This is a genomic window from Streptomyces roseofulvus, assembly GCF_039534915.1.
GTDB lineage: Bacteria > Actinomycetota > Actinomycetes > Streptomycetales > Streptomycetaceae > Streptomyces > Streptomyces roseofulvus.
In genome coordinates, this window is the sequence record NZ_BAAAWE010000001.1 from 6,162,487 (window position 1) to 6,184,465 (window position 21,979).

At 70.0% G+C, this 21,979-nt stretch carries 15 protein-coding genes; 11 read left to right on the forward strand and 4 right to left on the reverse strand.

Going from position 1 to position 21,979, the window contains the following annotated elements:
* Positions 1–31: 31 nt before the first annotated feature.
* The gene (locus ABFY03_RS28360) at positions 32–388 is read right to left on the reverse strand and encodes a VOC family protein (protein ID WP_319010831.1); all 357 of its coding nucleotides are present in this window, start codon (positions 386–388) and stop codon (positions 32–34) included.
* Between the two features lie 478 nt (positions 389–866).
* Here ABFY03_RS28360 and acnA point away from each other — a divergent pair, with 478 nt between their 5' ends.
* Positions 867–3,581, forward strand: coding sequence for an aconitate hydratase AcnA (gene acnA / locus ABFY03_RS28365; RefSeq protein ID WP_386723615.1), 2,715 nt, complete (start codon positions 867–869; stop codon positions 3,579–3,581).
* A gap of 95 nt (positions 3,582–3,676) precedes the next feature.
* Here the strand turns inward: acnA and ABFY03_RS28370 are convergent, their stop codons facing one another.
* Positions 3,677–4,624: an FG-GAP repeat domain-containing protein gene (locus ABFY03_RS28370; protein ID WP_346171126.1), complete on the reverse strand. Its 948-nt coding sequence runs from the start codon at positions 4,622–4,624 to the stop codon at positions 3,677–3,679.
* 517 nt (positions 4,625–5,141) lie between these two features.
* Between ABFY03_RS28370 and ngcE the strand changes: the two genes are divergently transcribed.
* The 10 genes from ngcE to ABFY03_RS28420 all read left to right on the forward strand — a co-directional run bounded on the left by ngcE (position 5,142) and on the right by ABFY03_RS28420 (position 18,481).
* Positions 5,142–6,590 carry an N-acetylglucosamine/diacetylchitobiose ABC transporter substrate-binding protein gene (gene ngcE / locus ABFY03_RS28375; RefSeq protein WP_319010828.1) on the forward strand — a complete coding sequence of 483 codons (1,449 nt, stop codon included), beginning with the start codon at positions 5,142–5,144 and terminating at the stop codon, positions 6,588–6,590.
* 102 nt (positions 6,591–6,692) lie between these two features.
* Positions 6,693–7,622: a carbohydrate ABC transporter permease gene (locus ABFY03_RS28380; protein ID WP_319010827.1), complete on the forward strand. Its 930-nt coding sequence runs from the start codon at positions 6,693–6,695 to the stop codon at positions 7,620–7,622.
* On the forward strand, positions 7,622–8,554 hold the full coding sequence (locus ABFY03_RS28385; protein ID WP_319010826.1) for a carbohydrate ABC transporter permease: 933 nt from the start codon (positions 7,622–7,624) through the stop codon (positions 8,552–8,554). The genes ABFY03_RS28380 and ABFY03_RS28385 overlap by 1 nt, the downstream gene beginning before the upstream one ends.
* Positions 8,555–8,732: 178 nt before the next feature.
* Complete coding sequence (locus tag ABFY03_RS28390; protein WP_319010825.1) at positions 8,733–9,953, forward strand: ROK family transcriptional regulator; 1,221 nt, start codon at positions 8,733–8,735, stop codon at positions 9,951–9,953.
* A 122-nt stretch (positions 9,954–10,075) separates the two neighbouring features.
* Positions 10,076–11,140, forward strand: a complete 1,065-nt coding sequence (locus tag ABFY03_RS28395) for a sugar ABC transporter substrate-binding protein (RefSeq protein ID WP_319010824.1) — start codon at positions 10,076–10,078, stop codon at positions 11,138–11,140.
* Between the two features lie 231 nt (positions 11,141–11,371).
* Positions 11,372–12,151, forward strand: a complete 780-nt coding sequence (locus tag ABFY03_RS28400; protein ID WP_031005377.1) for an ATP-binding cassette domain-containing protein — start codon at positions 11,372–11,374, stop codon at positions 12,149–12,151.
* Positions 12,148–13,458 (forward strand): sugar ABC transporter permease, encoded by a 1,311-nt coding sequence (locus ABFY03_RS28405; protein WP_386723616.1) that lies wholly within the window; start codon positions 12,148–12,150, stop codon positions 13,456–13,458. The genes ABFY03_RS28400 and ABFY03_RS28405 overlap by 4 nt, the downstream gene beginning before the upstream one ends.
* Positions 13,459–13,677: 219 nt before the next feature.
* Entirely contained in the window at positions 13,678–15,597 is a 1,920-nt protein-coding gene (gene dxs / locus ABFY03_RS28410) for a 1-deoxy-D-xylulose-5-phosphate synthase (RefSeq protein WP_346171127.1), read from the forward strand.
* 213 nt (positions 15,598–15,810) lie between these two features.
* Positions 15,811–17,289: an amino acid permease gene (locus ABFY03_RS28415; protein WP_346172321.1), complete on the forward strand. Its 1,479-nt coding sequence runs from the start codon at positions 15,811–15,813 to the stop codon at positions 17,287–17,289.
* A gap of 106 nt (positions 17,290–17,395) precedes the next feature.
* Positions 17,396–18,481, forward strand: a complete 1,086-nt coding sequence (locus tag ABFY03_RS28420; protein ID WP_319010822.1) for a DUF8189 domain-containing protein — start codon at positions 17,396–17,398, stop codon at positions 18,479–18,481.
* A 76-nt stretch (positions 18,482–18,557) separates the two neighbouring features.
* Here ABFY03_RS28420 and ABFY03_RS28425 read toward each other — a convergent pair whose 3' ends face one another.
* Both ABFY03_RS28425 and ABFY03_RS28430 read right to left on the reverse strand, forming a co-directional pair.
* Positions 18,558–20,696, reverse strand: coding sequence for a 3-hydroxyacyl-CoA dehydrogenase NAD-binding domain-containing protein (locus tag ABFY03_RS28425; protein WP_346171128.1), 2,139 nt, complete (start codon positions 20,694–20,696; stop codon positions 18,558–18,560).
* Positions 20,693–21,907: a thiolase family protein gene (locus ABFY03_RS28430; protein ID WP_319010820.1), complete on the reverse strand. Its 1,215-nt coding sequence runs from the start codon at positions 21,905–21,907 to the stop codon at positions 20,693–20,695. Before ABFY03_RS28430 ends, ABFY03_RS28425 begins: the two co-directional genes overlap by 4 nt.
* Positions 21,908–21,979: the final 72 nt, after the last annotated feature.

Here is a 21,979-nt window from a genome sequence, read left to right on the forward strand (position 1 = left end):
GTGAGGAATCAGGCTATAGGCCCTGTTCGGGTCATGCCGGGAGGTCGAGCGCCGTGGGGTGGCGCGGCTCGTAGAGCGGAAGCTCCGTCCCGCTCGGCAGTCGTACCGCCGCCAGCAGGCCCCAGCCCTGGTCGGTGATGGCCCGTGAGATCTCCGCGCCCTTGTCCTCCAGGGCGGTGAGGGTGCGGGTGAGGTCCTCGCACATCAGATAGACCTCGTGCTTCGGCTCGCCGTCGGTCGGATGGACCGCGACCTCGGCGGGAGGCAGCCGGAAGACCAGCCAGCCCCGTCCGGCGTCCACGTGCGGGAAGCCGACGACGTCCCGGAGGAAGGCCCGGTCGGCCTCGGCGTCCCGGGTGTACAGAATCACGTGCGCGCCGCTGAACATGCCCCGATCCTCGGCCCGCCCCGCCATCCCGGCAACGCGCGCGCGGCCGGACGGGTGGGAGCCTCGGGGCGACCGGCGGCGCGCGACCCGCCGGTGGTACGCGGGATCCGCCGGTGCCGCCGGGTGCAGGTGGTGCGCGGGATCCGACGGTGCCGCCGGATGCCTGTGGTGCGTGGGATCCGCCGGTGCCGCCGGATACCCGTGGTGCGTGGGCCCCGGTGCCGCTGAGGCCGGCGGGGCACGGCTTCGCCCGCGCCGCCGCACGTCGGCCCGCGCCACGGCACATCCACCCCGGCCCAGGCATGACCGATCGGCGGGGATGCACTAGAGTTATCTCGACATCGAGATAACTGCTTACGGCGCACCGTGGCCGCCTGGTCGGTGAGGGTTACCTAACTTAGCCTTACCTTAGCGGATCGGCGAGGAGCCGTGGCGGCAGCATGACGGTAGTACGCGCACATTGATGAAGGAGACTGTCGTGTCGGCGAACAGCTTCGACGCCCGCAGCACGCTGCGCGTGGGCGACGAGTCGTACGAGATCTTCAAGCTGGACAAGGTCGAGGGCTCCGCGCGCCTCCCTTACAGCCTGAAGGTCCTCCTGGAGAACCTGCTCCGCACCGAGGACGGCGCGAACATCACCGCCGACCACATCCGGGCCCTCGGCAACTGGGACTCGCAGGCCCAGCCGAGCCAGGAGATCCAGTTCACGCCGGCGCGCGTGATCATGCAGGACTTCACCGGTGTCCCCTGTGTCGTCGACCTCGCCACCATGCGTGAGGCCGTCGCGGCGCTCGGCGGCGACCCGGCGAAGATCAACCCGCTCTCCCCGGCCGAGATGGTCATCGACCACTCCGTCATCGCCGACAAGTTCGGCACCAACGACGCCTTCGCGCAGAACGTCGAGCTGGAGTACGGCCGCAACAAGGAGCGCTACCAGTTCCTGCGCTGGGGCCAGACCGCCTTCGACGACTTCAAGGTCGTCCCCCCGGGCACCGGCATCGTCCACCAGGTGAACATCGAGCACCTGGCCCGCACCGTCATGGTCCGCAACGGCCAGGCGTACCCCGACACCCTCGTCGGCACCGACTCCCACACCACCATGGTCAACGGCCTCGGTGTGCTCGGCTGGGGCGTCGGCGGCATCGAGGCCGAGGCCGCCATGCTCGGCCAGCCGGTCTCCATGCTCATCCCGCGCGTCGTCGGCTTCAAGCTGACCGGCGAGCTGCCCACCGGCACCACCGCCACCGACCTGGTGCTGACCATCACCGAGATGCTGCGCAAGCACGGTGTCGTCGGCAAGTTCGTCGAGTTCTACGGTGAGGGCGTCGCCGCCACCTCGCTCGCCAACCGCGCCACCATCGGCAACATGTCGCCGGAGTTCGGCTCCACCGCCGCGGTCTTCCCGATCGACGACGAGACCCTGAACTACCTGAAGCTGACCGGCCGTTCCGAGCAGCAGGTCGCGCTCGTCGAGGCGTACGCCAAGGAGCAGGGCCTCTGGCTGGACCCGAAGGCCGAGCCCGACTTCTCCGAGAAGCTGGAGCTCGACCTCTCCACGGTCGTCCCGTCCATCGCCGGCCCGAAGCGCCCGCAGGACCGCATCATCCTCGCGAACGCCGCCGCGCAGTTCGCCCAGGACGTGCGCAACTACGTCGACTCGGTCGACGAGGCGGGCAAGGAGTCCTTCCCGGCCTCCGACGCCCCGGCCGTCTCCAGCACGGTCCCGTCGAACCCGGTCGAGGTCACCGCCCCCGACGGCTCGACCTACACCCTCGACCACGGTGCGGTGACGGTCGCGGCCATCACCTCCTGCACCAACACGTCGAACCCGTACGTCATGGTCGCCGCCGCGCTCGTCGCGAAGAAGGCCGTGGAGAAGGGCCTGACCCGCAAGCCGTGGGTCAAGACGACCCTCGCCCCGGGCTCGAAGGTCGTCACCGACTACTTCGACAAGGCGGGTCTCACCCCGTACCTCGACAAGGTCGGCTTCAACCTCGTCGGCTACGGCTGCACCACCTGCATCGGCAACTCCGGCCCGCTGCCGGAGGAGGTCTCCAAGGCGGTCAACGACCACGACCTGGCCGTGACCTCGGTGCTCTCGGGCAACCGCAACTTCGAGGGCCGCATCAACCCCGACGTCAAGATGAACTACCTGGCCTCCCCGCCGCTGGTCGTCGCGTACGCCATCGCGGGCTCCATGAAGGTGGACATCACCAAGGACGCGCTGGGTGTCGACACCGAGGGCAACCCGGTCTTCCTGAAGGACATCTGGCCCTCCGAGGCCGAGGTGAACGACGTCGTCGCCAACGCGATCGGCGAGGACATGTTCGCCAAGTCCTACCAGGACGTCTTCGCCGGCGACGCCCAGTGGCAGGCGCTGTCGATCCCGACCGGCAACACCTTCGAGTGGGACGCCGAGTCCACCTACGTCCGGAAGCCCCCGTACTTCGAGGGCATGACGATGGAGACCACCCCGGTCACCGACATCACGGGCGCCCGCGTGCTCGCGAAGCTCGGCGACTCGGTCACCACCGACCACATCTCCCCGGCCGGCGCCATCAAGGCCGACACCCCGGCCGGCAAGTACCTCACCGAGCACGGTGTGGAGCGTCGTGACTTCAACTCCTACGGCTCGCGCCGAGGCAACCACGAGGTCATGATCCGCGGCACCTTCGCCAACATCCGCCTGCGCAACCAGATCGCGCCGGGCACCGAGGGCGGCTTCACGCGTGACTTCACGCAGGAGGGCGGCCCGGTCTCCTTCATCTACGACGCCTCGCAGAACTACCAGGCCGCCGGCACCCCGCTGGTCATCCTGGGCGGCAAGGAGTACGGCTCCGGCTCGTCCCGCGACTGGGCCGCCAAGGGCACCGCGCTCCTCGGCGTCAAGGCCGTCATCACCGAGTCGTACGAGCGCATCCACCGCTCGAACCTCATCGGCATGGGCGTCCTCCCGCTCCAGTTCCCGGCCGGCCAGTCGGCCGACTCGCTCGGCCTGACCGGCGAGGAGACCTTCTCCATCACCGGCATCACCGAGCTGAACGAGGGCACCACCCCGAGCACGGTGAAGGTCACCACCGACACCGGTGTCGAGTTCGACGCGGTCGTCCGCATCGACACCCCCGGCGAGGCGGACTACTACCGCAACGGCGGCATCATGCAGTACGTGCTCCGCAACCTCATTCGTGGCTAAGCACAGTCGCGGCTGACCCCGCTGATCCGGTAGCAAGCGGGAAGGGCCCCGCTCCTCGTCACGAGGAGCGGGGCCCTTCCGTCTCTCCGGAGAGATCAGAACATCATGCGGAAGCCGTTCCAGCCCGACGTGCCGATCTTCGTGCGGGTGGTGTACGGCGAGGTCGAGCTGCCCTTGCCCTTGTACAGCCACAGCGCGCCGGCGCCGTCGCGGGCGACCAGGTCCGCGCGGCCGTCGCCGGTCAGGTCACCGGGGGAGAACAGCAGGTTGTACGTGTTCCAGCCGGAGCCGACCCGGGTCCGGGTGGTGAACGGCGCCCGGTAGTTGCCGGTGCCCTTGTACAGCCACAGGATGCCGTTCCGGTCGCGGGCCACGACGTCGGCGCGGCCGTCGCCGGTCACGTCGCCCTTGCCGGCGATCTGGGTGTACGCGTTCCACCCGGAGCCGACGCGGTAGCGCTGGGTCAGCGAGGCGTTGCCGTTGCCCAGGTAGTGCCAGAGCACGCCGTAGGAGTCGCGGGCCAGCACGTCGTCCGGGGCGCCGCCACCGGTGTTGCCGGCCGAGACGACCTTGTTGTAGATGTTCCAGCCGCCGCCGAGGTCCCGGACCGGGCCGTCGCTGGCGTAGTGCAGCCGACCGCCGGTGGTGACGGCGTACCAGCCGTCGGAGTGGTACCAGTCGCCTTCCAGACGCCCGTCGGTGTCCGCCTGGTTCATGTGCTTGTAGTTCACCCAGCCGGTGCCGGAGAGGCCGGCGATGCGCTGGATGGCGCCCCCGCCGACGGGGGTGTAGCCGACGACGTCGCCGTTGCTGTGCACGCCGTAGAGGTTGTTGAGCGCCGCCGGGGCGGCCGCGGCGGCCGCGGAGGTCGCCGAGGCGGCACTCGCGGAGCCCGCGAGGTCCGCCTGCTGCGCGGGCTTGAACGTCGGGCCCGGCTCCGCCGCCACGGCGGCCGTCGTGGTGCCCACCAGGGCGGCGGTCAGCGCGGCGACCGTGACACGGGCGAGCACGCCCGTGCGGTTCAGGCCAGAAGTCTTGGCCACGTAAATCTCCAGATCCGTATCGAGAACAGGACAGTACGGACGGCCACCGAACTCGGCCCGGTTCGGCGGGATTTCCCCCGTTTCCACCCACCCGGCGGCGAGTCCGTACATGACAGGAAGACGGCGCCCGCGCCCCTCCGGTTCCAGCCACACCGCAACTTCTCCCGGGTCCCGTCCGCTTCGCCGGATTTCGAATGGACCATTCATCTTCTGAAGGCGTTACGGAGGGATGCGCTCCGGCTCGGCGGGGCAGGCTTGCCGCGGAGGGGGCCGGGAAATCCCCGAGGTCTCAACTCGGGAAAGAAGCCTGACGAATGCTGCTTTCGATCTTGCTCCGGTCGAGGGAAGTGGACTATACCTGTCGGCGTCCAGCCCGTCGGAATCCTCCGGCGACGGCCCGACGCCTGCACGACCCAGCTTCAAATGACCGCGGTGGCGGGGCCCTTCGCCGGTGGCGAGACGAAGTACGGGCGACCGGCACACCGCCTGAGTCCTGAATGAAGGCGAGGACTTGAGCATGGGATCCACCTCCGCCCACTCGAACGAGGGCGGCCTCGGCCGTCGTGATCTGATCAAGCGTTCCGCCGCTCTCGGTCTGGTCTCCGTGCCGGCCATGGGCTTCCTTTCCGCCTGCGCGAGCGGCGGCGGAAAGACCAACGACAAGGTCGAGAAGGGCGTCAAGTCCGACAAGAACCCGCTCGGGGTCAATGAGACGGCCGAGCTCGATTTCGTCCTTTTCGACGGCGGATTCGGCCAGCAGTACGCCAAGGACGCGATCAAGCTCTACGAGCAGGCGCACCCCCAGGCCAAGGTCAAGTTCACCCCGACGCAGAAGATCACCACGGAGCTCCAGCCGCGGTTCAACGGCGGCACCCCGCCGGACCTCATCGACAACTCCGGCGCCGAGCAGATGGACATGGGCGTCCTCGTCGGCCAGAAGCAGCTCACCGACCTGACCCCGCTGCTCGACGCGCCCTCCGTCGACGACCCGTCGAAGAAGGTCCGCGACACCCTGCGCCCCGGCATCATCGAGATGGGCCAGTTCGACGGCGAGCCCTGCTGGATGCTCAACTACGCCTACACCGTCTACGGCGTGTGGTACTCGCAGAAGGCGCTGGACTCGCTGGACGCCAAGTACCCCGAGACCTGGGACGAGATGCTGGCCCTCTGCGAGAAGGCCAAGAAGAAGGGCATCGCGCCCTGGACGTACGCGGGCAAGCACCCGTACTACATCCCCTTCTCGCTCTACCCGATGATCGGCAAGGTCGGCGGCCGCGAGGTCCTCGACGCCATCGACAACCTGGAGCCGAAGGCCTGGGAGCACCCCGCCGTCAAGGCGTGCTTCGAGGCGTACTACGAGCTCTACAAGAAGGGGTACATCCTCCAGGGCACCCCCGGCCTCGACCACATCCAGTCGCAGACCGCCTGGACCGAGGGCAAGGCGCTGTTCATCCCGAACGGCTCCTGGGTCGAGAACGAGGCCGCCAAGACCATGCCGGCCGACTTCGGCCTGGCGGTCTCCGCGCCGACCGGCCTGGACTCCTCCGACAAGATGCCGTTCGGCACCCTGTGGGCGGCCGGCGGCGAGCCCTTCATCGTCCCGGCGAAGGCGAAGAACCCCGAGGGCGCCATGGAGCAGCTGCGCATCATGCTCAGCGAGGCCTCCTCCAAGAACTTCACCCAGTCCGTGAAGTCGCTCAGCGCGCTCAACGGCGGCACGGACGGCATCGAGCTGTCCCCGGGCCTCAAGTCCGGTGTCGCGGCCCTGGAGAAGGCCGGCGCCAACGTCGTCAACCCGCGCCTCCAGGACTGGTACGTGGCCCTCCAGAAGGAGAAGATCGGCGTCGCCGGCATCGGCGAGATGATGGCGGGCCGCGCCACTCCGGCCGAGACGATCAAGAAGATCCAGAAGTTCGCCGACGACGCGGCCAAGGACCCGAACATCAAGCACTACAAGCACCAGTGACAGCCGTGCCGGGGCCCCTTCCCGCCGACCGGGAGCGGGCCCCGGCCCCTCGGCGCGCGGCGCCGCGGCGCGCCCTTCGCCGGAGATCGGGGTCGGTTAGGAATGCAGCACGGCAAGTACCGTTTCATCGTGGGGTTCCTGGCGGTCCCCCTGGCGCTGTACGCGCTCTTCGTCATCTGGCCGTTCATCCAGTCCATCTACTACTCGCTCACGGACTGGACCGGCCTGAGTCCCGAATTCGGGTTCGTCGGACTCGACAACTACACCCGGCTGTTCCAGGACGAGATCTTCTGGAAGTCGCTCCAGCACAGTCTGACCTTCGCGGTCGTCCTTCCGCTGGTGACGGTCGGATTCGCGCTCTTCCTGGCGTTCATGCTGAATGTCGGCGGCCGGCGGAGGAAGGGGGCGGCGGTCACCGGTGTGCGCGGCTCCTCGTTCTACAAGATCGTCTACTTCTTCCCGCAGGTGCTGTCCATCGTCATCGTGGCGCTGCTCTTCCAGTTCGCGTACAACCCGAACAGCGGGGCCATCAATTCGTTCCTGAAGGCGGTCGGTCTCGGCGCCATCCAGCCGGACTGGCTCGGTGACCCGGATCTCGCCCTGATCTGCGTGATGGTGGTTCTCGTCTGGTCCACCGTCGGCTTCTTCGTGGTCCTCTTCTCGGCGGGCATGGCGTCCATTCCGCGCGATTTCTACGAGGCCGCGCTGCTCGACGGCGCCAGCCGCTTCACCACCTTCTTCCGCATCACCCTCCCGCTGCTCTGGGACACCGTGCAGTCGGGCTGGATCTACATGGGCATCCTCGCGCTCGGCGCGGAGTCCTTCGCGGTCGTGCAGATCATGACCGTCGGCCCCAACGGCGGCGGGCCCGACTACTCGACCATCGTCATGCCGCTGTACGTGTACCAGAAGGCGTTCCGGGACGGTCAGGCCGCCTACGCCACGACCATCGGTGTCGCGCTCCTCCTCGTCACGCTCGCCTTCGCCGCGGTCGTGATGAAGCTGGGCCGGCGCGAGCGGCTGGAGTTCTGATGAAGACCACCGACACCCCGCCCACCGGCGACGCGCAGATCCCCGCCCCCCGGGCGGGCCAGGGCCCCGAGGTCAGGAAGGTCGCCGCCCCCGCGGGGGAGAAGCGCGAGGGCGCCGTCCTCAACGTCTTCTCGCACGGCGTCCTGATCATCTGGGCGATCATGGTGGTGCTGCCGCTGCTCTGGGCGGTCATGACCTCCTTCAAGGCCGACCGGGCGATCTTCACCTCGCCGTGGTCGCTGCCGGACACCCTGCACTTCGAGAACTGGTCGCGCGCCTGGACCCAGGCGCACATGAGCGACTACTTCCTCAACACGATCCTGGTGGTCGGCGGTTCGCTGGCCGGCACCCTGCTCTTCGGCTCGATGGCGGCGTACGTGCTGGCCCGCTTCGAGTTCCCCGGGAACCGCTTCCTCTACTTCCTCTTCATCGGGGGGATGAGCTTCCCGATCATCCTGGCGCTGGTGCCGCTCTTCTACGTGATGCAGAACATGGCCCTGCTGAACACCGTGCACGGCCTGATCCTGGTCTACATCGCGTACTCGCTGCCCTTCACCGTCTTCTTCCTGACCGCCTTCTTCCGGACGCTGCCGACCTCGGTGGCGGAGGCGGCCTTCATCGACGGGGCCTCGCACACCCGCACCTTCTTCCAGGTGATGCTGCCGATGGCCAAGCCGGGCCTGATCAGCGTGGGCATCTTCAACTTCCTGGGCCAGTGGAACCAGTACCTGCTGCCGACGGTGCTCAACACCGACCCGGAGAACAAGGTGCTCTCCCAGGGCCTGGTGCAGCTCGCGGTCAGCCAGGGCTACAAGGGCGACTGGTCCGGGCTCTTCGCCGGCCTGGTGATGGCGATGCTGCCGGTGCTCGCCGCGTACATCGTCTTCCAGCGGCAGGTGGTGGCGGGACTCACGGCCGGCGCCGTCAAGTAGGAGAAAAGGCGCCCCGGAAGGGGGAGAGCGCTCTCAGGCCCCCGCGCGCTTCGGCGCGCGGGGGCCTTCGCCTGTCTCCGCGCGCCCCCTGGGGTGCTCCGGGTCTTGACGGAAGCGAAGGCGAAAGCGTCCCCTTAGAGTTCACATGTTGGAGAAAACGGTGGGAGTGAGAGAGTCGATGGAGACTCCGGGGTCGCAGACGTCGCTGCACAGGGCCAATCTGGAGCGGGTCGTGCGGGCGGTGCGGATGGCCGGTTCGCTGACCCAGGCGGAGATCGCCCGGGCGACGGGACTGTCGGCGGCGACCGTCTCCAACATCGTCCGCGAGCTCAAGGACGGCGGCACGGTCGAGGTCACCCCGACCTCGGCGGGCGGCCGCCGGGCCCGCAGCGTCTCCCTCTCCGGCGACGCCGGCATCGTCATCGGCGTCGACTTCGGCCACACCCACCTGCGGGTCGCGGTCGGCAACCTCGCCCACCAGGTGCTCGCCGAGGAGGCCGAACCGCTCGACGTGGACGCCTCCGCCGCGGAGGGCTTCGACCGGGCGGAACAGCTGGTCAACCGGCTGATCGAGGCCACCGGCATCGGCCGCGACAAGGTGATCGGCGTCGGTCTCGGCGTCCCCGGCCCCATCGACGTCTCCTCCGGCACGCTCGGCTCGACGTCGATCCTGCCGGGCTGGAGCGGCATCAACCCCGCCGAGGAGCTCTCCGCCCGGCTCGGGGTCCCCGTCCACGTCGACAACGACGCCAACCTGGGCGCGCTCGGCGAGCTGGTGTGGGGGAGCGGCCGGGGCGTGAAGGACCTGGCGTACATCAAGGTGGCGAGCGGTGTGGGCGCCGGGCTGGTGATCGACGGGCGGGTCTACCGGGGGCCGGGCGGCACGGCCGGCGAGATCGGCCACATCACCCTGGACGAGTCGGGCCCGGTCTGCCGGTGCGGCAACCGCGGCTGCCTGGAGACCTTCACCGCCGCCCGGTACGTGCTGCCGCTGCTCCAGCCCAGCCACGGGCCGGACCTCACCATGGAGCGGGTGGTGCAGCTGGCCCGCGAGGGCGACCCGGGCTGCCGGCGGGTCATCGCCGACGTCGGGCGCCACATCGGCAGCGGCATCGCCAACCTCTGCAATCTCCTGAACCCGAGCCGGGTCGTGCTGGGCGGCGACCTCGCCGAGGCCGGCGAGCTGGTGCTCGCCCCCATCCGGGACTCGGTCGGCCGCTACGCGATCCCCAGCGCCGCCCGCCAGCTCTCCCTGGTCCAGGGGGCGCTGGGCGGCCGCGCCGAGGTGCTGGGCGCGCTGGCGCTGGTGCTGAGTGAGATGGGGGACGCGACCCTGCTGGCGGGAACGGAGAGTGCTCAGCCGACCACGCTGCCGGTATCGGTGCCCGCCTTCACTTAGAGAACGATAACCACCGTTGTCATCTCGTTAAGTTTTCACTTCTTGACGACGGTGTTGCGGCCGAGTTGACTTCGTGACACCTCGGCCGCACCGTCGCGGCCTCGTCAGGGAGGCAACCCCACATGAACGCAATGACTCGTCGTGTCGTCATAGGCTCGGCCGCGGTCTCGATGGCCCTCGCGCTCTCCGCCTGTGGCCAGGCCGGCGGCGGTGACGGCGAGGACAAGGGCAGCTCGACCAAGATCGGTCTGCTCCTCCCGGAGAACAAGACCGCGCGGTACGAGGCCCTGGACAAGCCGCAGTTCGAGAAGGCCGTCAAGGACGCCTGCGGCGACTGCGAGGTCGTGTACAACAACGCCGTCGCCGACGTCGTCAAGCAGAAGCAGCAGTTCGACCAGCTCATCGCCGACGGCGTGAAGGTCATCGCGCTCGACCCGGTCGACTCCGCCAAGGCCGCCGGCTGGGTCAAGGAGGCGCAGGGCAAGGGCGTCAAGGTCGTCGCGTACGACCGCGCGATCGAGGGCGCCGACGCCTACGTCAGCCACGACAACAACAAGGTCGGCGAGCTCCAGGGCCAGGCCCTGCTCTCCGCCCTCGGCGCCAAGGCCGCCACCGCCCAGATCGTCATGATCAACGGCGACGAGAAGGACCCGAACGCCGGTCTGTTCAAGAAGGGCGCCCACACCGCCCTCGACGGCAAGGTCGGCAAGATCGCCTACGAGGCGTCCGGCGAGTGGGACCCGAAGGTCGCGGGCGAGAAGATGGCCGCCGCCATCTCCTCCGTCGGCAAGGACAAGATCGGCGCCGTCTACTCCGCCAACGACGGCATGGCGGGCGGCATCATCACCTCCCTGGAGAACGCCGGCATCAAGGGCATCCCGGTCGGCGGCCAGGACGCCGAGGTCGCGGGCATCCAGCGCATCGTCGCCGGCACCCAGACCTTCACCATCTACAAGTCGCCGCTCCAGCTGGCCCCCGAGGCCGCCAAGTTCTCGGTCAACCTGCTCAAGGGCAAGGACCTCGGCGCCCAGGGCGAGACCGACGGCGTGAAGTCCACCCTCTTCGCCCCGGTGGTCGTCGACAAGACCAACATCCAGTCCACGGTGATCAAGGACGGCATCTACGCCGCCGCCGACATCTGCTCCGCGGACCTCGCCGCCAAGTGCGCCGAGCTGGGCATCAAGTAAGGCCCCCGGGCCCGGACTTCCGGGCCCGACCCGCCCGCCGGGGGCGTCAGGCCCCGGCAGGGCGCGGAACGCGCTCCCGAGCCGCGGTTCCGCCCTCGACCCGTCCGGCCCCGGCCGACCCAGACCCCGCTGTCGGTCCGGGGCCGGACGAGCACAGCCCCCCTCGAACTCGGCGCCGCACGGCGCGACATGCCGCCGCCCACCGCACGGGCGGCGAAGGAGTTGGTTCACGTGTCCCAGACGCCTGTCCTGGCGTTGCGCGGGATCTTCAAGCGATTCGGAGCGGTCCAGGTCCTCTCCGGTGTCGACCTCGAAGTCCACGCCGGTGAGGTCGTCGCCCTCGTCGGCGACAACGGCGCCGGAAAGTCCACCCTGGTCAAGACGATCGCCGGCGTCCACCCGATCGACGAGGGCGTCATCGAGTGGGAGGGCCGCCCGGTCGAGATCTCCCGCCCGCAGGACTCCCAGCACCTCGGCGTGGCGACCGTCTACCAGGACCTCGCCCTCTGCGACAACCTCGACGTCGTCGCCAACCTCTTCCTCGGCCGCGAGCTCAAGAAGGGCGGCGTCCTCGACGAGGTCGCCATGGAGAAGCGCGCCAAGGACCTGCTCTCCACCCTCTCCATCCGCATCCCCAGCGTGCGGATCCCCGTCGCCGCCCTCTCCGGCGGCCAGCGCCAGGTCGTCGCGATCGCCCGCGCCCTGGTCGGCGACCCCAAGATCGTGATCCTGGACGAGCCCACCGCCGCCCTCGGCGTCGAGCAGACCGCCCAGGTCCTCGACCTGGTCGAGCGGCTGCGCGAGCAGGGCCTCGGCGTCATCCTCATCAGCCACAACATGGCCGACGTCAAGGCGGTCGCCGACACCGTCGCCGTCCTGCGCCTCGGCCGCAACAACGGCACCTTCCCGGTCGCCACCACCACGCACGAAGAGATCATCGCCGCGATCACCGGTGCCACGGACAACGCCGTGACCCGCCGGCAGGCCCGCACCGCGGAGGTAGCCCAGTGAGCACGACCCCGAAGGCGACCGACGAGGCGCCCGTGCCCGAGCCCCGTACCTCCGAGGACGCCGCCACCGAGGCCCCGGCCGCCGCCGCGATCCCCGCCGTCGACCCCCGCCTCCTCGTCCGCGAGCAGGGCTTCAAGGGCTACGTCGACGAGTTCAAGCGCAAGATCCGCTCCGGCGAGATCGGCTCCCTGCCCGTCGTCGTCGGCCTCATCGTCATCGGCATCGTCTTCCAGGCGCTGACCGGCAACTTCATCACCTCGTACAACCTCGACCAGATCACGCTGTACGCGGCCGGCCCCGGCATCATGGCCGTCGGCATCGTCTTCGTGCTGCTGCTCGGCGAGATCGACCTCGCCGTCGGCTCCGTCGCCGGCCTCGCGGGCTCCGTCTGGGGCGTCTTCGCCACCGACATGCCGGACTCCCTCGCGATCCTCCTCGGCATCCTCTCCGGCACCCTCCTCGGCGCCTTCCACGGCCTGGTCTTCGCCAAGATCGGCGTTCCCGCCTTCGTCGTCACCCTGGCCGGCTTCCTCGGCTGGGCCGGCCTCCAGACCTGGGTGATGGGCGAGCGCTCCACCATCCCCACCCCGATCGGCAGCTTCGTCGGCGACCTCACCAAGTACTACTTCTCCGACGTCGCCGCCGCCTACGGCCTCGCCGTCGTCGTGGTCGCCGCCTTCTACCTCGCCCAGCTGCGCGACTCCCGCCGCCGCAAGGCCGCCGAGCTGCCGCACCGCCCGCACAGCGAGATCCTGCTGCGCACCGGCGTCCTCGCGGCCCTCGTCCTGGTCGCCGCGTACGGCTTCAACCAGGAGAAGGGCCTGCCCCTCTCCCTGGTGATCTTCCTGGTGATCCTGCTGGTCACCGACTTCGTCCTGCGCCGCACCACCTACGGCCGCCAGGTCTTCGCGGTCGGCGGCGGCATCGAGGCGGCCCGCCGGGCCGGCATCAACGTCGCCTGGATCCGGATCTCCGTCTTCATGATCTCCGGCACCCTCGGCGCCATCGGCGGCCTCTTCCTGGCCTCCGCGACCGGCGGCGCCGACCGCTCCCTCGGCGGCGGCAACCAGCTCATGATGTGCATCGCCGCGGCGGTCATCGGCGGCACGTCCCTCTTCGGCGGCCGCGGCAAGGTCTGGTCGGCGCTCCTCGGCATCCTGGTGCTGCAGTCGATCGTCCAGGGCCTCAACCAGCTCAACCTGGAGTCCAACGCCATCCAGTACATGATCACCGGCGCGGTGCTCCTCATCGCCGTGATCATCGACTCCGTCTCCCGCAAGACCCAGAAGTCGGCGGGACGGGCGTGACACGCGGGACACGCGCGACGCGTGTGACACGTCTCGGGTAAGACGCGCCACATTCGCCCGGCACCGGTGAACCGGTGCCGGGCACCGTCGCGTCCGGAGCAGTACATCCCCCATCCGGGTGACGCCGCTCCGCCTGGCCCGATGCCCACGATCCAAGACGGAACATTAGACTCGGCAAAATCGGCAAGCTCGACCAGCTCAGAACGCAAGGAGGCACGGGTGGCCCTGCTGACCCGTATCAGGACACCGCGCGACCTGGACCGGCTCTCCCCGGAACAGCTGGACCAGCTGGCCGCGGAGGTCCGGACCTTCCTCGTCGACGCCGTGTCCAAGACCGGCGGACACCTCGGCCCCAACCTCGGCGTGGTCGAACTGACCATCGCCCTGCACCGCGTCTTCGACTCCCCGAAGGACAAGGTCCTCTGGGACACCGGCCACCAGAGCTACGTGCACAAGCTGCTCACCGGCCGCCAGGACTTCTCGAAGCTCAAGATGAAGGGCGGCCTCTCCGGCTACCCCTCGCAGGCCGAGTCCGAGCACGACGTGATCGAGAACTCGCACGCCTCGACCGTCCTCGGCTGGGCCGACGGCCTCGCCAAGGCGAACCAGATCCTGAAGAAGGACGACCACGTCGTCGCCGTCATCGGCGACGGGGCCCTCACCGGCGGCATGGCCTGGGAGGCGCTCAACAACATCGCCGCCGCCAAGGACCGCCCGCTCGTCATCGTCGTCAACGACAACGAGCGCTCGTACGCGCCCACCATCGGCGGCCTCGCCAACCACCTGGCCACCCTGCGCACCACCGACGGCTACGAGCGCTTCCTCGCCCGCGGCAAGGACATCCTGGAGCGCACCCCGGTCGTCGGGAAGCCGCTGTACGAGACCCTGCACGGGGCCAAGAAGGGCCTCAAGGACTTCATCGCCCCCCAGGGCATGTTCGAGGACCTGGGCCTGAAGTACGTCGGCCCCATCGACGGCCACGACATCGAGGCCCTGGAGTCCGCGCTCACCCGCGCCAAGCGCTTCGGCGGCCCGGTCATCGTGCACTGCCTCACCGAGAAGGGCCGCGGCTACCAGCCCGCCCTGCAGGACGAGGCCGACCGCTTCCACGCCGTCGGCAAGATCCACCCCGACACCGGCCTCCCGATCGCCACCTCCGGCGCCGACTGGACCAGCGTCTTCGGCGACGAGATGGTCGCGCTCGGCAAGGAGCGCGAGGACATCGTGGCGATCACCGCCGCCATGCTCCAGCCGGTCGGCCTCGACCGCTTCGCCAAGGAGTTCCCGGAGCGCGTCTTCGACGTCGGCATCGCCGAGCAGCACGGCGCGGTCTCCGCGGCGGGCCTCGCCACCGGTGGTCTGCACCCGGTCTTCGCGGTCTACGCGACCTTCCTCAACCGCGCCTTCGACCAGGTCCTGATGGACGTGGCCCTGCACAAGTGCGGTGTCACCTTCGTCCTCGACCGGGCCGGCGTCACCGGCACCGACGGCGCCTCCCACAACGGCATGTGGGACATGTCGATCCTGCAGGTCGTCCCCGGCCTGCGGCTCGCCGCCCCGCGCGACGCCGACCAGGTCCGCGCCCAGCTGCGCGAGGCCGTCGAGGTCACCGACGCCCCCACCGTGGTCCGCTTCTCCAAGGGCGCGGTCGGCCCCGCCGTCCCCGCCGTGGGCCGGGTCGGCGGCATGGACGTGCTCCGCGAGGCCGGCACCGACCGGCCCGACGTCCTGCTGGTCTCCGTCGGCGCGCTCGCCCCGATGTGCCTGGAGATCGCCGGCCTCCTCGACCGGCAGGGCATCACCACCACCGTGGTCGACCCCCGCTGGGTCAAGCCGGTCGACGAGGCCCTCGCCCCGCTCGCCGCCGACCACCGGGTCGTCGTCACGGTCGAGGACAACAGCCGCGTCGGCGGCGTCGGTTCGGCCGTCGCCCAGGCGCTGCGCGACGCGGGCGTCGACGTGCCGCTGCGTGACTTCGGCATCCCGCCGGTCTTCCTCGACCACGCCTCCCGCGGCGAGGTCATGGCCGAGATCGGCCTGACCGCCCCCGACATCGCGCGCCAGGTCACCGGTTTGGTCTCGCGCCTCGACGGACGTTTCGAGGCCCGGGAGCAGGCCGTGGAGCCCGCCCGCGACTGACCTCCGCCCCGGCGGACCGCTCACACGGCGTCACCATGGGGCCGGGCGGCTCACCCTCCGGGGTGCCGACCGGCCCTTTCGCGTGCATCCTGGCTTCACCGCGGGCAGCGTCCCCTCGCACCCCCGTCCGCGGGGCACGAGACCCGACGTCAGAGACGACGCGGAGGTACGACGGTGAGCACGGACCAACGCCCCCCACGGGCCAACACCGGAATGTTCCGGACCAAGTCGGTCGAGCAGTCCATCCGGGACACCGAGGAACCGGAGCACGCGCTCCGGAAGTCCCTGTCCGCCTGGGACCTCACGGTCTTCGGCGTCGGCGTCATCATCGGCACCGGCATCTTCGTCCTGACCGGCAAGGTCGCCAAGGAGAACGCCGGACCGGCCACCGCGCTCGCCTTCGTCGCGGCCGGCATCGTCTGCGCCCTGGCCGCCCTCTGCTACGCCGAGTTCGCCTCGACGGTGCCGGTGGCCGGATCGGCGTACACCTTCGCGTACGCCTCCATCGGCGAGCTGCCGGCCTGGATCATCGGCTGGGACCTGGTCCTGGAGTTCGCGCTGGGCACGGCGGTGGTGGCGGTCGGCTGGTCCGGGTACGTGCGCTCGCTGATGGACAACATCGGCTGGCATCTGCCGGCCGCTCTGGAGGGACCGGACGCGCCGGGAGGCACCTTCGACATCCTGGCCTTCCTGCTGGTGCTGGTGCTGACCGTGATCCTGGTCCTGGGCATGAAGCTCTCCGCCCGGATCACCGCCGTCGTGGTGGCGATCAAGGTCACCGTGGTGATGATCGTGATCGTCGCGGGCCTGTTCTTCATCGTCGGCGACAACTACAAGCCGTTCATCCCGCCGGCCGTGACGCCCGAGGGCGGCGGCTCGAACTGGGACTCCCCGCTGGTCCAGCTCCTCTTCGGCTACGAGCCCACCAACTTCGGCGTGATGGGCATCTTCACCGCCGCCTCCATCGTCTTCTTCGCCTTCATCGGCTTCGACGTGGTCGCCACCGCCGCCGAGGAGACCAAGCTGCCGCAGCGCGACATGCCCCGGGGCATCCTCGGCTCGCTCTTCATCTGCACCGTGCTGTACGTGGCGGTCGCCCTGGTCGTCACCGGCATGCAGCACTACACCGAACTGTCCGTCAGCGCCCCGCTCGCCGACGCCTTCAAGGCCGCCGGCCATCCCTTCTACGCGGGCGTGATCAGCTTCGGCGCCGCCGTCGGCCTCACCACGGTCTGTCTGATCCTGCTGCTCGGCCAGACCCGCGTCTTCTTCGCCATGAGCCGCGACGGACTGCTGCCCCGCTTCTTCTCGGTCACCCACCCGCGGTTCAAGACCCCGTACCGCCCGACCATCCTGCTCGGCGTGATCATCGCCGTCGTGGCCGGCTTCACCAGCATCAACGAGCTCGCGACCCTGGTGAACATCGGCACCCTCTTCGCCTTCGTGATGGTCGCCGCCGGCGTCATGGTCCTCCGCCGCACCCGCCCCGACCTGCACCGCGCCTTCAAGACCCCGTGGGTGCCCGTGCTGCCGATCCTCTCCATCGCCGCCTCGCTCTGGCTGATGCTCAACCTGCCCGGCGAGACCTGGTTCCGCTTCGCGGTCTGGATGGCGATCGGCATCGTCGTGTACTTCCTGTACGGGCGCGGGCACAGCCGGTTGGGCCGGGAGGGCCGGGACGCCCCGTACTAGATCCGGTTCCGGCCGCGTAGCGGCGGGCGCGGGGAAGGCGGCCGGGCCGGGCCGATACAGTCGGTGGGAACCGACCCCCACTCGACCCGGAGCGCTGGATCCCCCCATGGTGAACCGACCCCAGGCCCCCGCCGACCCCTCCCGCGGCACCCCGCGCGCCCCCCGCATGCACGGCGGCTGGCTGGCCCGGGGTGCCGAAGGACGTTTCAGCGTGTACGTCCCCCGGGACGGCGAGGTGGTCCGCTGGACCGAGGGCGCCGACGGCCGGTTCACCGGCCCCGAGAAGCTCGGCGGCGGCGGTCTGCTGCCCTTCCTGGCGGCCGCCCAGGGCCCCGACCGCTATGTGCACCTGGTCGGCCTCCGGCCCACCGACACCGGCGCGGAGGCCGGCGAGGACCACGTCGAGCTGGTGCACAGCGTCCAGTTCCAGACCGGCCGACCCAACGTCGAGTGGAAGTCCGTGGGCAACGCCAACGGCAAGGCCGAGTGGTACGGCAACCCGGCGGTGGCCGTGGACGCCAAGGGCCGCGTCCACGTCTTCGTCCGCAACCGCGGCGGCGGCGTCAGCGCCCGGGTCCAGAAGGACGCCGGCGGCTGGCACCCCTGGTGGGACCTGAAGGGCGGCCGCACCGACCAGAACCCGGTGGCCGCGGTGAACGGCGACGGCCTCGTCGAGCTGTACACCGCCACCGACCGCGGACTGCTCCGCTACGTGCAGAAGGAGCCGGGCGCCCGCCCGGTCCTCGAACCGCTGCTGACGACCCCGGTCGTCCAGGGCACCCTGGCCGCGGTGACCGGCGAGTCCGGGCACGTGACGCTCTTCTACGCGAACGGCGAGGGTCGGATCTGCGCCTGGTCCCCGGGCCGCGGCCTGGAGCCCACCCCGTTCGCCGACGCGGTCGGCGCGGGCCCGCTGAACGCCGGGCGCTGCATGATCGACGGCTACGACTGCACCCTGCTTGCCCAGTGCGACGACCAGGGCGGCGCGGCCCTGGCGGCGTACCTCACGGAGCGCGAGGACACCGGCCTGCACTGGACCCCGTCCGGCCCGCCCGTGCTCGGCCCGCCGACGCTGACGGCCGACGCCGACGGCGCGGCGGCGGTCGCCGCGCTGGCGGCCGACGGCGGCGTGGTCGTCACCCGGCAGAAGGCCGAGCCGGGCCTCGCCCTGGCCGCCTGGACGCGGCTGTAGGACCCGGGGCGGGAGAGAACGGAAGAAGGGGCCGGTGGCGACTGCCACCGGCCCCTTCCTCATGAGGTCCCGGGTCTTACGCGGGAACGCTCGCCACGCCCTGCGCCAGGAAACGCTTGCCGTTGACGCGCTCGGAGACGCCCTCGCGGTCCAGGTACGGCGTGATGCCGCCCAGGTGGAAGGGCCAGCCGGCACCGGTGATCAGGCAGAGGTCGATGTCCTGCGCCTCGGCGACGACACCCTCCTCCAGCATGAGGCCGATCTCCTGCGCCACCGCGTCGAGGACGCGGTCGCGGACCTGCTGCTCGGTGAGGACGGTGTCGCCCTGCTTGAGCAGCGCGGCGACCTCGGGGTCGAGCTCCGGCTTGAAGCCGTTCTCCGGCTTGTAGACGTAGAAGCCGCGCTTGCCGGCCTCGACGACCGCCTTCAGGTTGGGGGAGACCGTGAAGCGCTCCGGGAAGGCGCGGTTCAGGGTCTCGGAGACGTGCAGGCCGATGGCCGGGCCCACGAGCTCCAGGAGGACCAGCGGCGACATCGGCAGGCCCAGCGGCTCGACCGCCTTCTCCGCCGTCTCGACCGGGGTGCCCTCGTCGATGACGTTCTGGATCTCGCCCATGAAGCGGGTCAGGATGCGGTTCACGACGAACGCCGGGGCGTCCTTGGTGAGGACCGCGGTCTTCTTCAGCTTCTTCGCCACGCCGAAGGCGGTGGCGAGGGAGGCGTCGTCGGTCTGCTCGCCCTTGACGATCTCCAGGAGCGGCAGGACGGCGACCGGGTTGAAGAAGTGGAAGCCGACCACGCGCTCCGGGTGCCGGAGCTTGGACGCCATCTCGGAGACCGACAGCGAGGAGGTGTTGGTGGCGAGGATCGCGTGCGCCGGGGCCACCGCCTCGACCTCCGCGAACACCTTCTGCTTGACGGACATCTCCTCGAACACGGCCTCGATGATGAAGTCCGCGTCCGCGAAGCCCTCGGCCTTGTCGAGGACACCGGAGACCAGGCCCTTGAGACGGTTGGCCTTGTCCTGGTTGATGCGGCCCTTGCCGAGCAGCTTCTCGATCTCGCCGTGGACGTAGCCGACGCCCTTGTCCACGCGCTCCTGGTCGATGTCGGTCAGGACGACCGGCACCTCGAGGCGGCGCAGGAAGAGCAGGGCCAGCTGGGAGGCCATCAGACCGGCGCCGACGACGCCGACCTTGGTGACCGGGCGGGCCAGGTTCTTGTCCGGGGCGCCGGCGGGGCGCTTGCCCCGCTTCTGCACCAGGTTGAAGGCGTAGATGCCGGAGCGGAGTTCGCCGCCCATGATCAGGTCCGCGAGGGCCTGGTCCTCGGCGTCGAAGCCCTTCTGGAGGTCGCCGTCCTTGGCGGCCTCGATGATGGCGAGGGCACGGTAGGCGGCCGGGGCGGCGCCGTGCACCTTGGAGTCGGCGATCGCGCGGCCCTTGGCGACGGCGGCGTCCCAGCCCTCGCCCCGGTCGATCTCCGGACGCTCGACCGTGACGGTGCCGTTGAGGACACCGGCGGTCCAGACGAGCGACTGCTCCAGGAAGTCGGCGCCCTCGAAGATCGCGTCGGCGATGCCGAGCTCGAAGACCTGCTTGCCCTTGAGCTGACGGTTCTGGTTGAGCGAGTTCTCGATGATGACCTGGACGGCCTTCTCGGCGCCGATCAGGTTCGGGAGGATCGCGCAGCCGCCCCAGCCGGGCACCAGGCCGAGGAAGACCTCGGGGAGCGAGAAGGCCGGGAGGGCCTTCGACACGGTGCGGTAGGTGCAGTGCAGACCGACCTCGACGCCGCCGCCCATGGCCGCGCCGTTGTAGTACGCGAAGGTCGGCACGGCGAGCGCGGAGAGCCGCTTGAAGACGTCGTGGCCGCCCTTGCCGATGGCGAGCGCCTCGTCGTGCTTCCTCAGCAGCTCGACGCCCTTGAGGTCGGCGCCGACCGCGAAGATGAACGGCTTGCCGGTGAGGCCGGCGGCGACGATCTCGCCGTTGGCGGCCTCGGCCTCGACCTGGTCGATCGCCGCGTTCAGGTTGGCGAGGGACTGCGGGCCGAAGGTGGTCGGCTTGGTGTGGTCGAAGCCGTTGTCCAGGGTGATGAGCGCGAACCGGCCGGCCCCGAAGGGCAGCTCGAAGTGGCGCACGTGGGCCTGGGTGACGACCTCGTCGGGGAAGAGCTCGGCGGCGCCCTTCAGAAGCTCGGCGGTGGTGCTCACTTGCCCTCCCAGTGGGGGTTCTCCCAGATGACCGTCGCGCCCATGCCGAAGCCGACGCACATGGTGGTGAGGCCGTAGCGGACCTCGGGCTGCTCCTCGAACTGGCGGGCCAGCTGCGTCATCAGACGGACGCCGGAGGAGGCGAGCGGGTGACCGAACGCGATGGCGCCGCCGTACTGGTTGACGCGCGCGTCGTCGTCGGCGATGCCGTAGTGGTCGAGGAAGGCGAGGACCTGGACGGCGAACGCCTCGTTGATCTCGAACAGGTCGATGTCGTCGATCGTCAGACCGGCCTTGGCCAGGGCCTTCTCGGTGGCCGGGATCGGACCGTAGCCCATGACCTCCGGCTCGACGCCGGCGAAGGCGTACGAGACGAGGCGCATCTTGACCGGGAGGCCGTTCTCGCGGGCGAACTCCTCGGAGGCGATGATCGACGCGGTGGCGCCGTCGTTCAGGCCGGCTGCGTTGCCCGCGGTGACGTTGCCGTGGACGCGGAACGGCGTCTTCAGGCCCTCCAGCGACTCCAGGGTGGTGCCCGGGCGCATCGGCTCGTCGGCGGTGACCAGGCCCCAGCCGGTCTCGCCGGTGGAGGCGTCGGTGCGGCGCACCGAGATCGGCACCAGGTCCTGCTGGATCTTGCCGTCGGCGTACGCCTTGGCGGCCTTCTCCTGCGAGCGCACGGCGTACTCGTCGGCGCGGCGCTTGGTGATGTGCGGGTAGCGGTCGTGCAGGTTCTCGGCGGTCATGCCCATGAAGAGGGCGGACTCGTCGACCAGCTTCTCGCTGACGAACCGCGGGTTCGGGTCGACGCCCTCGCCCATGGGGTGACGGCCCATGTGCTCGACACCGCCGGCGATGACGGCGTCGTACGCGCCGAAGGCGATGGAGCCGGCCACCGAGGTCACCGCGGTCAGCGCGCCGGCGCACATGCGGTCGATGGAGTAGCCCGGCACGGACTGCGGCAGCCCGGCCAGGATGCCGGCGGTACGGCCGAGGGTGAGGCCCTGGTCGCCGATCTGGGTCGTCGCGGCGATCGCGACCTCGTCGATCTTCGCCGGGTCGAGGGCCGGGTTGCGGCGCAGCAGCTCCCGGATGGCCTTCACGACGAGGTCGTCGGCGCGGGTCTCGTGGTAGATGCCCTTCGGGCCCGCCTTGCCGAACGGGGTGCGGACGCCGTCGACGAAGACGACGTCCCTGACGGTACGAGGCACGATGGCTCTCCTCCAGGTGCGGGACGGCACTGCTGCGGCGCACCACTAAGCGTGCGCTTGCTTCCCCCATGC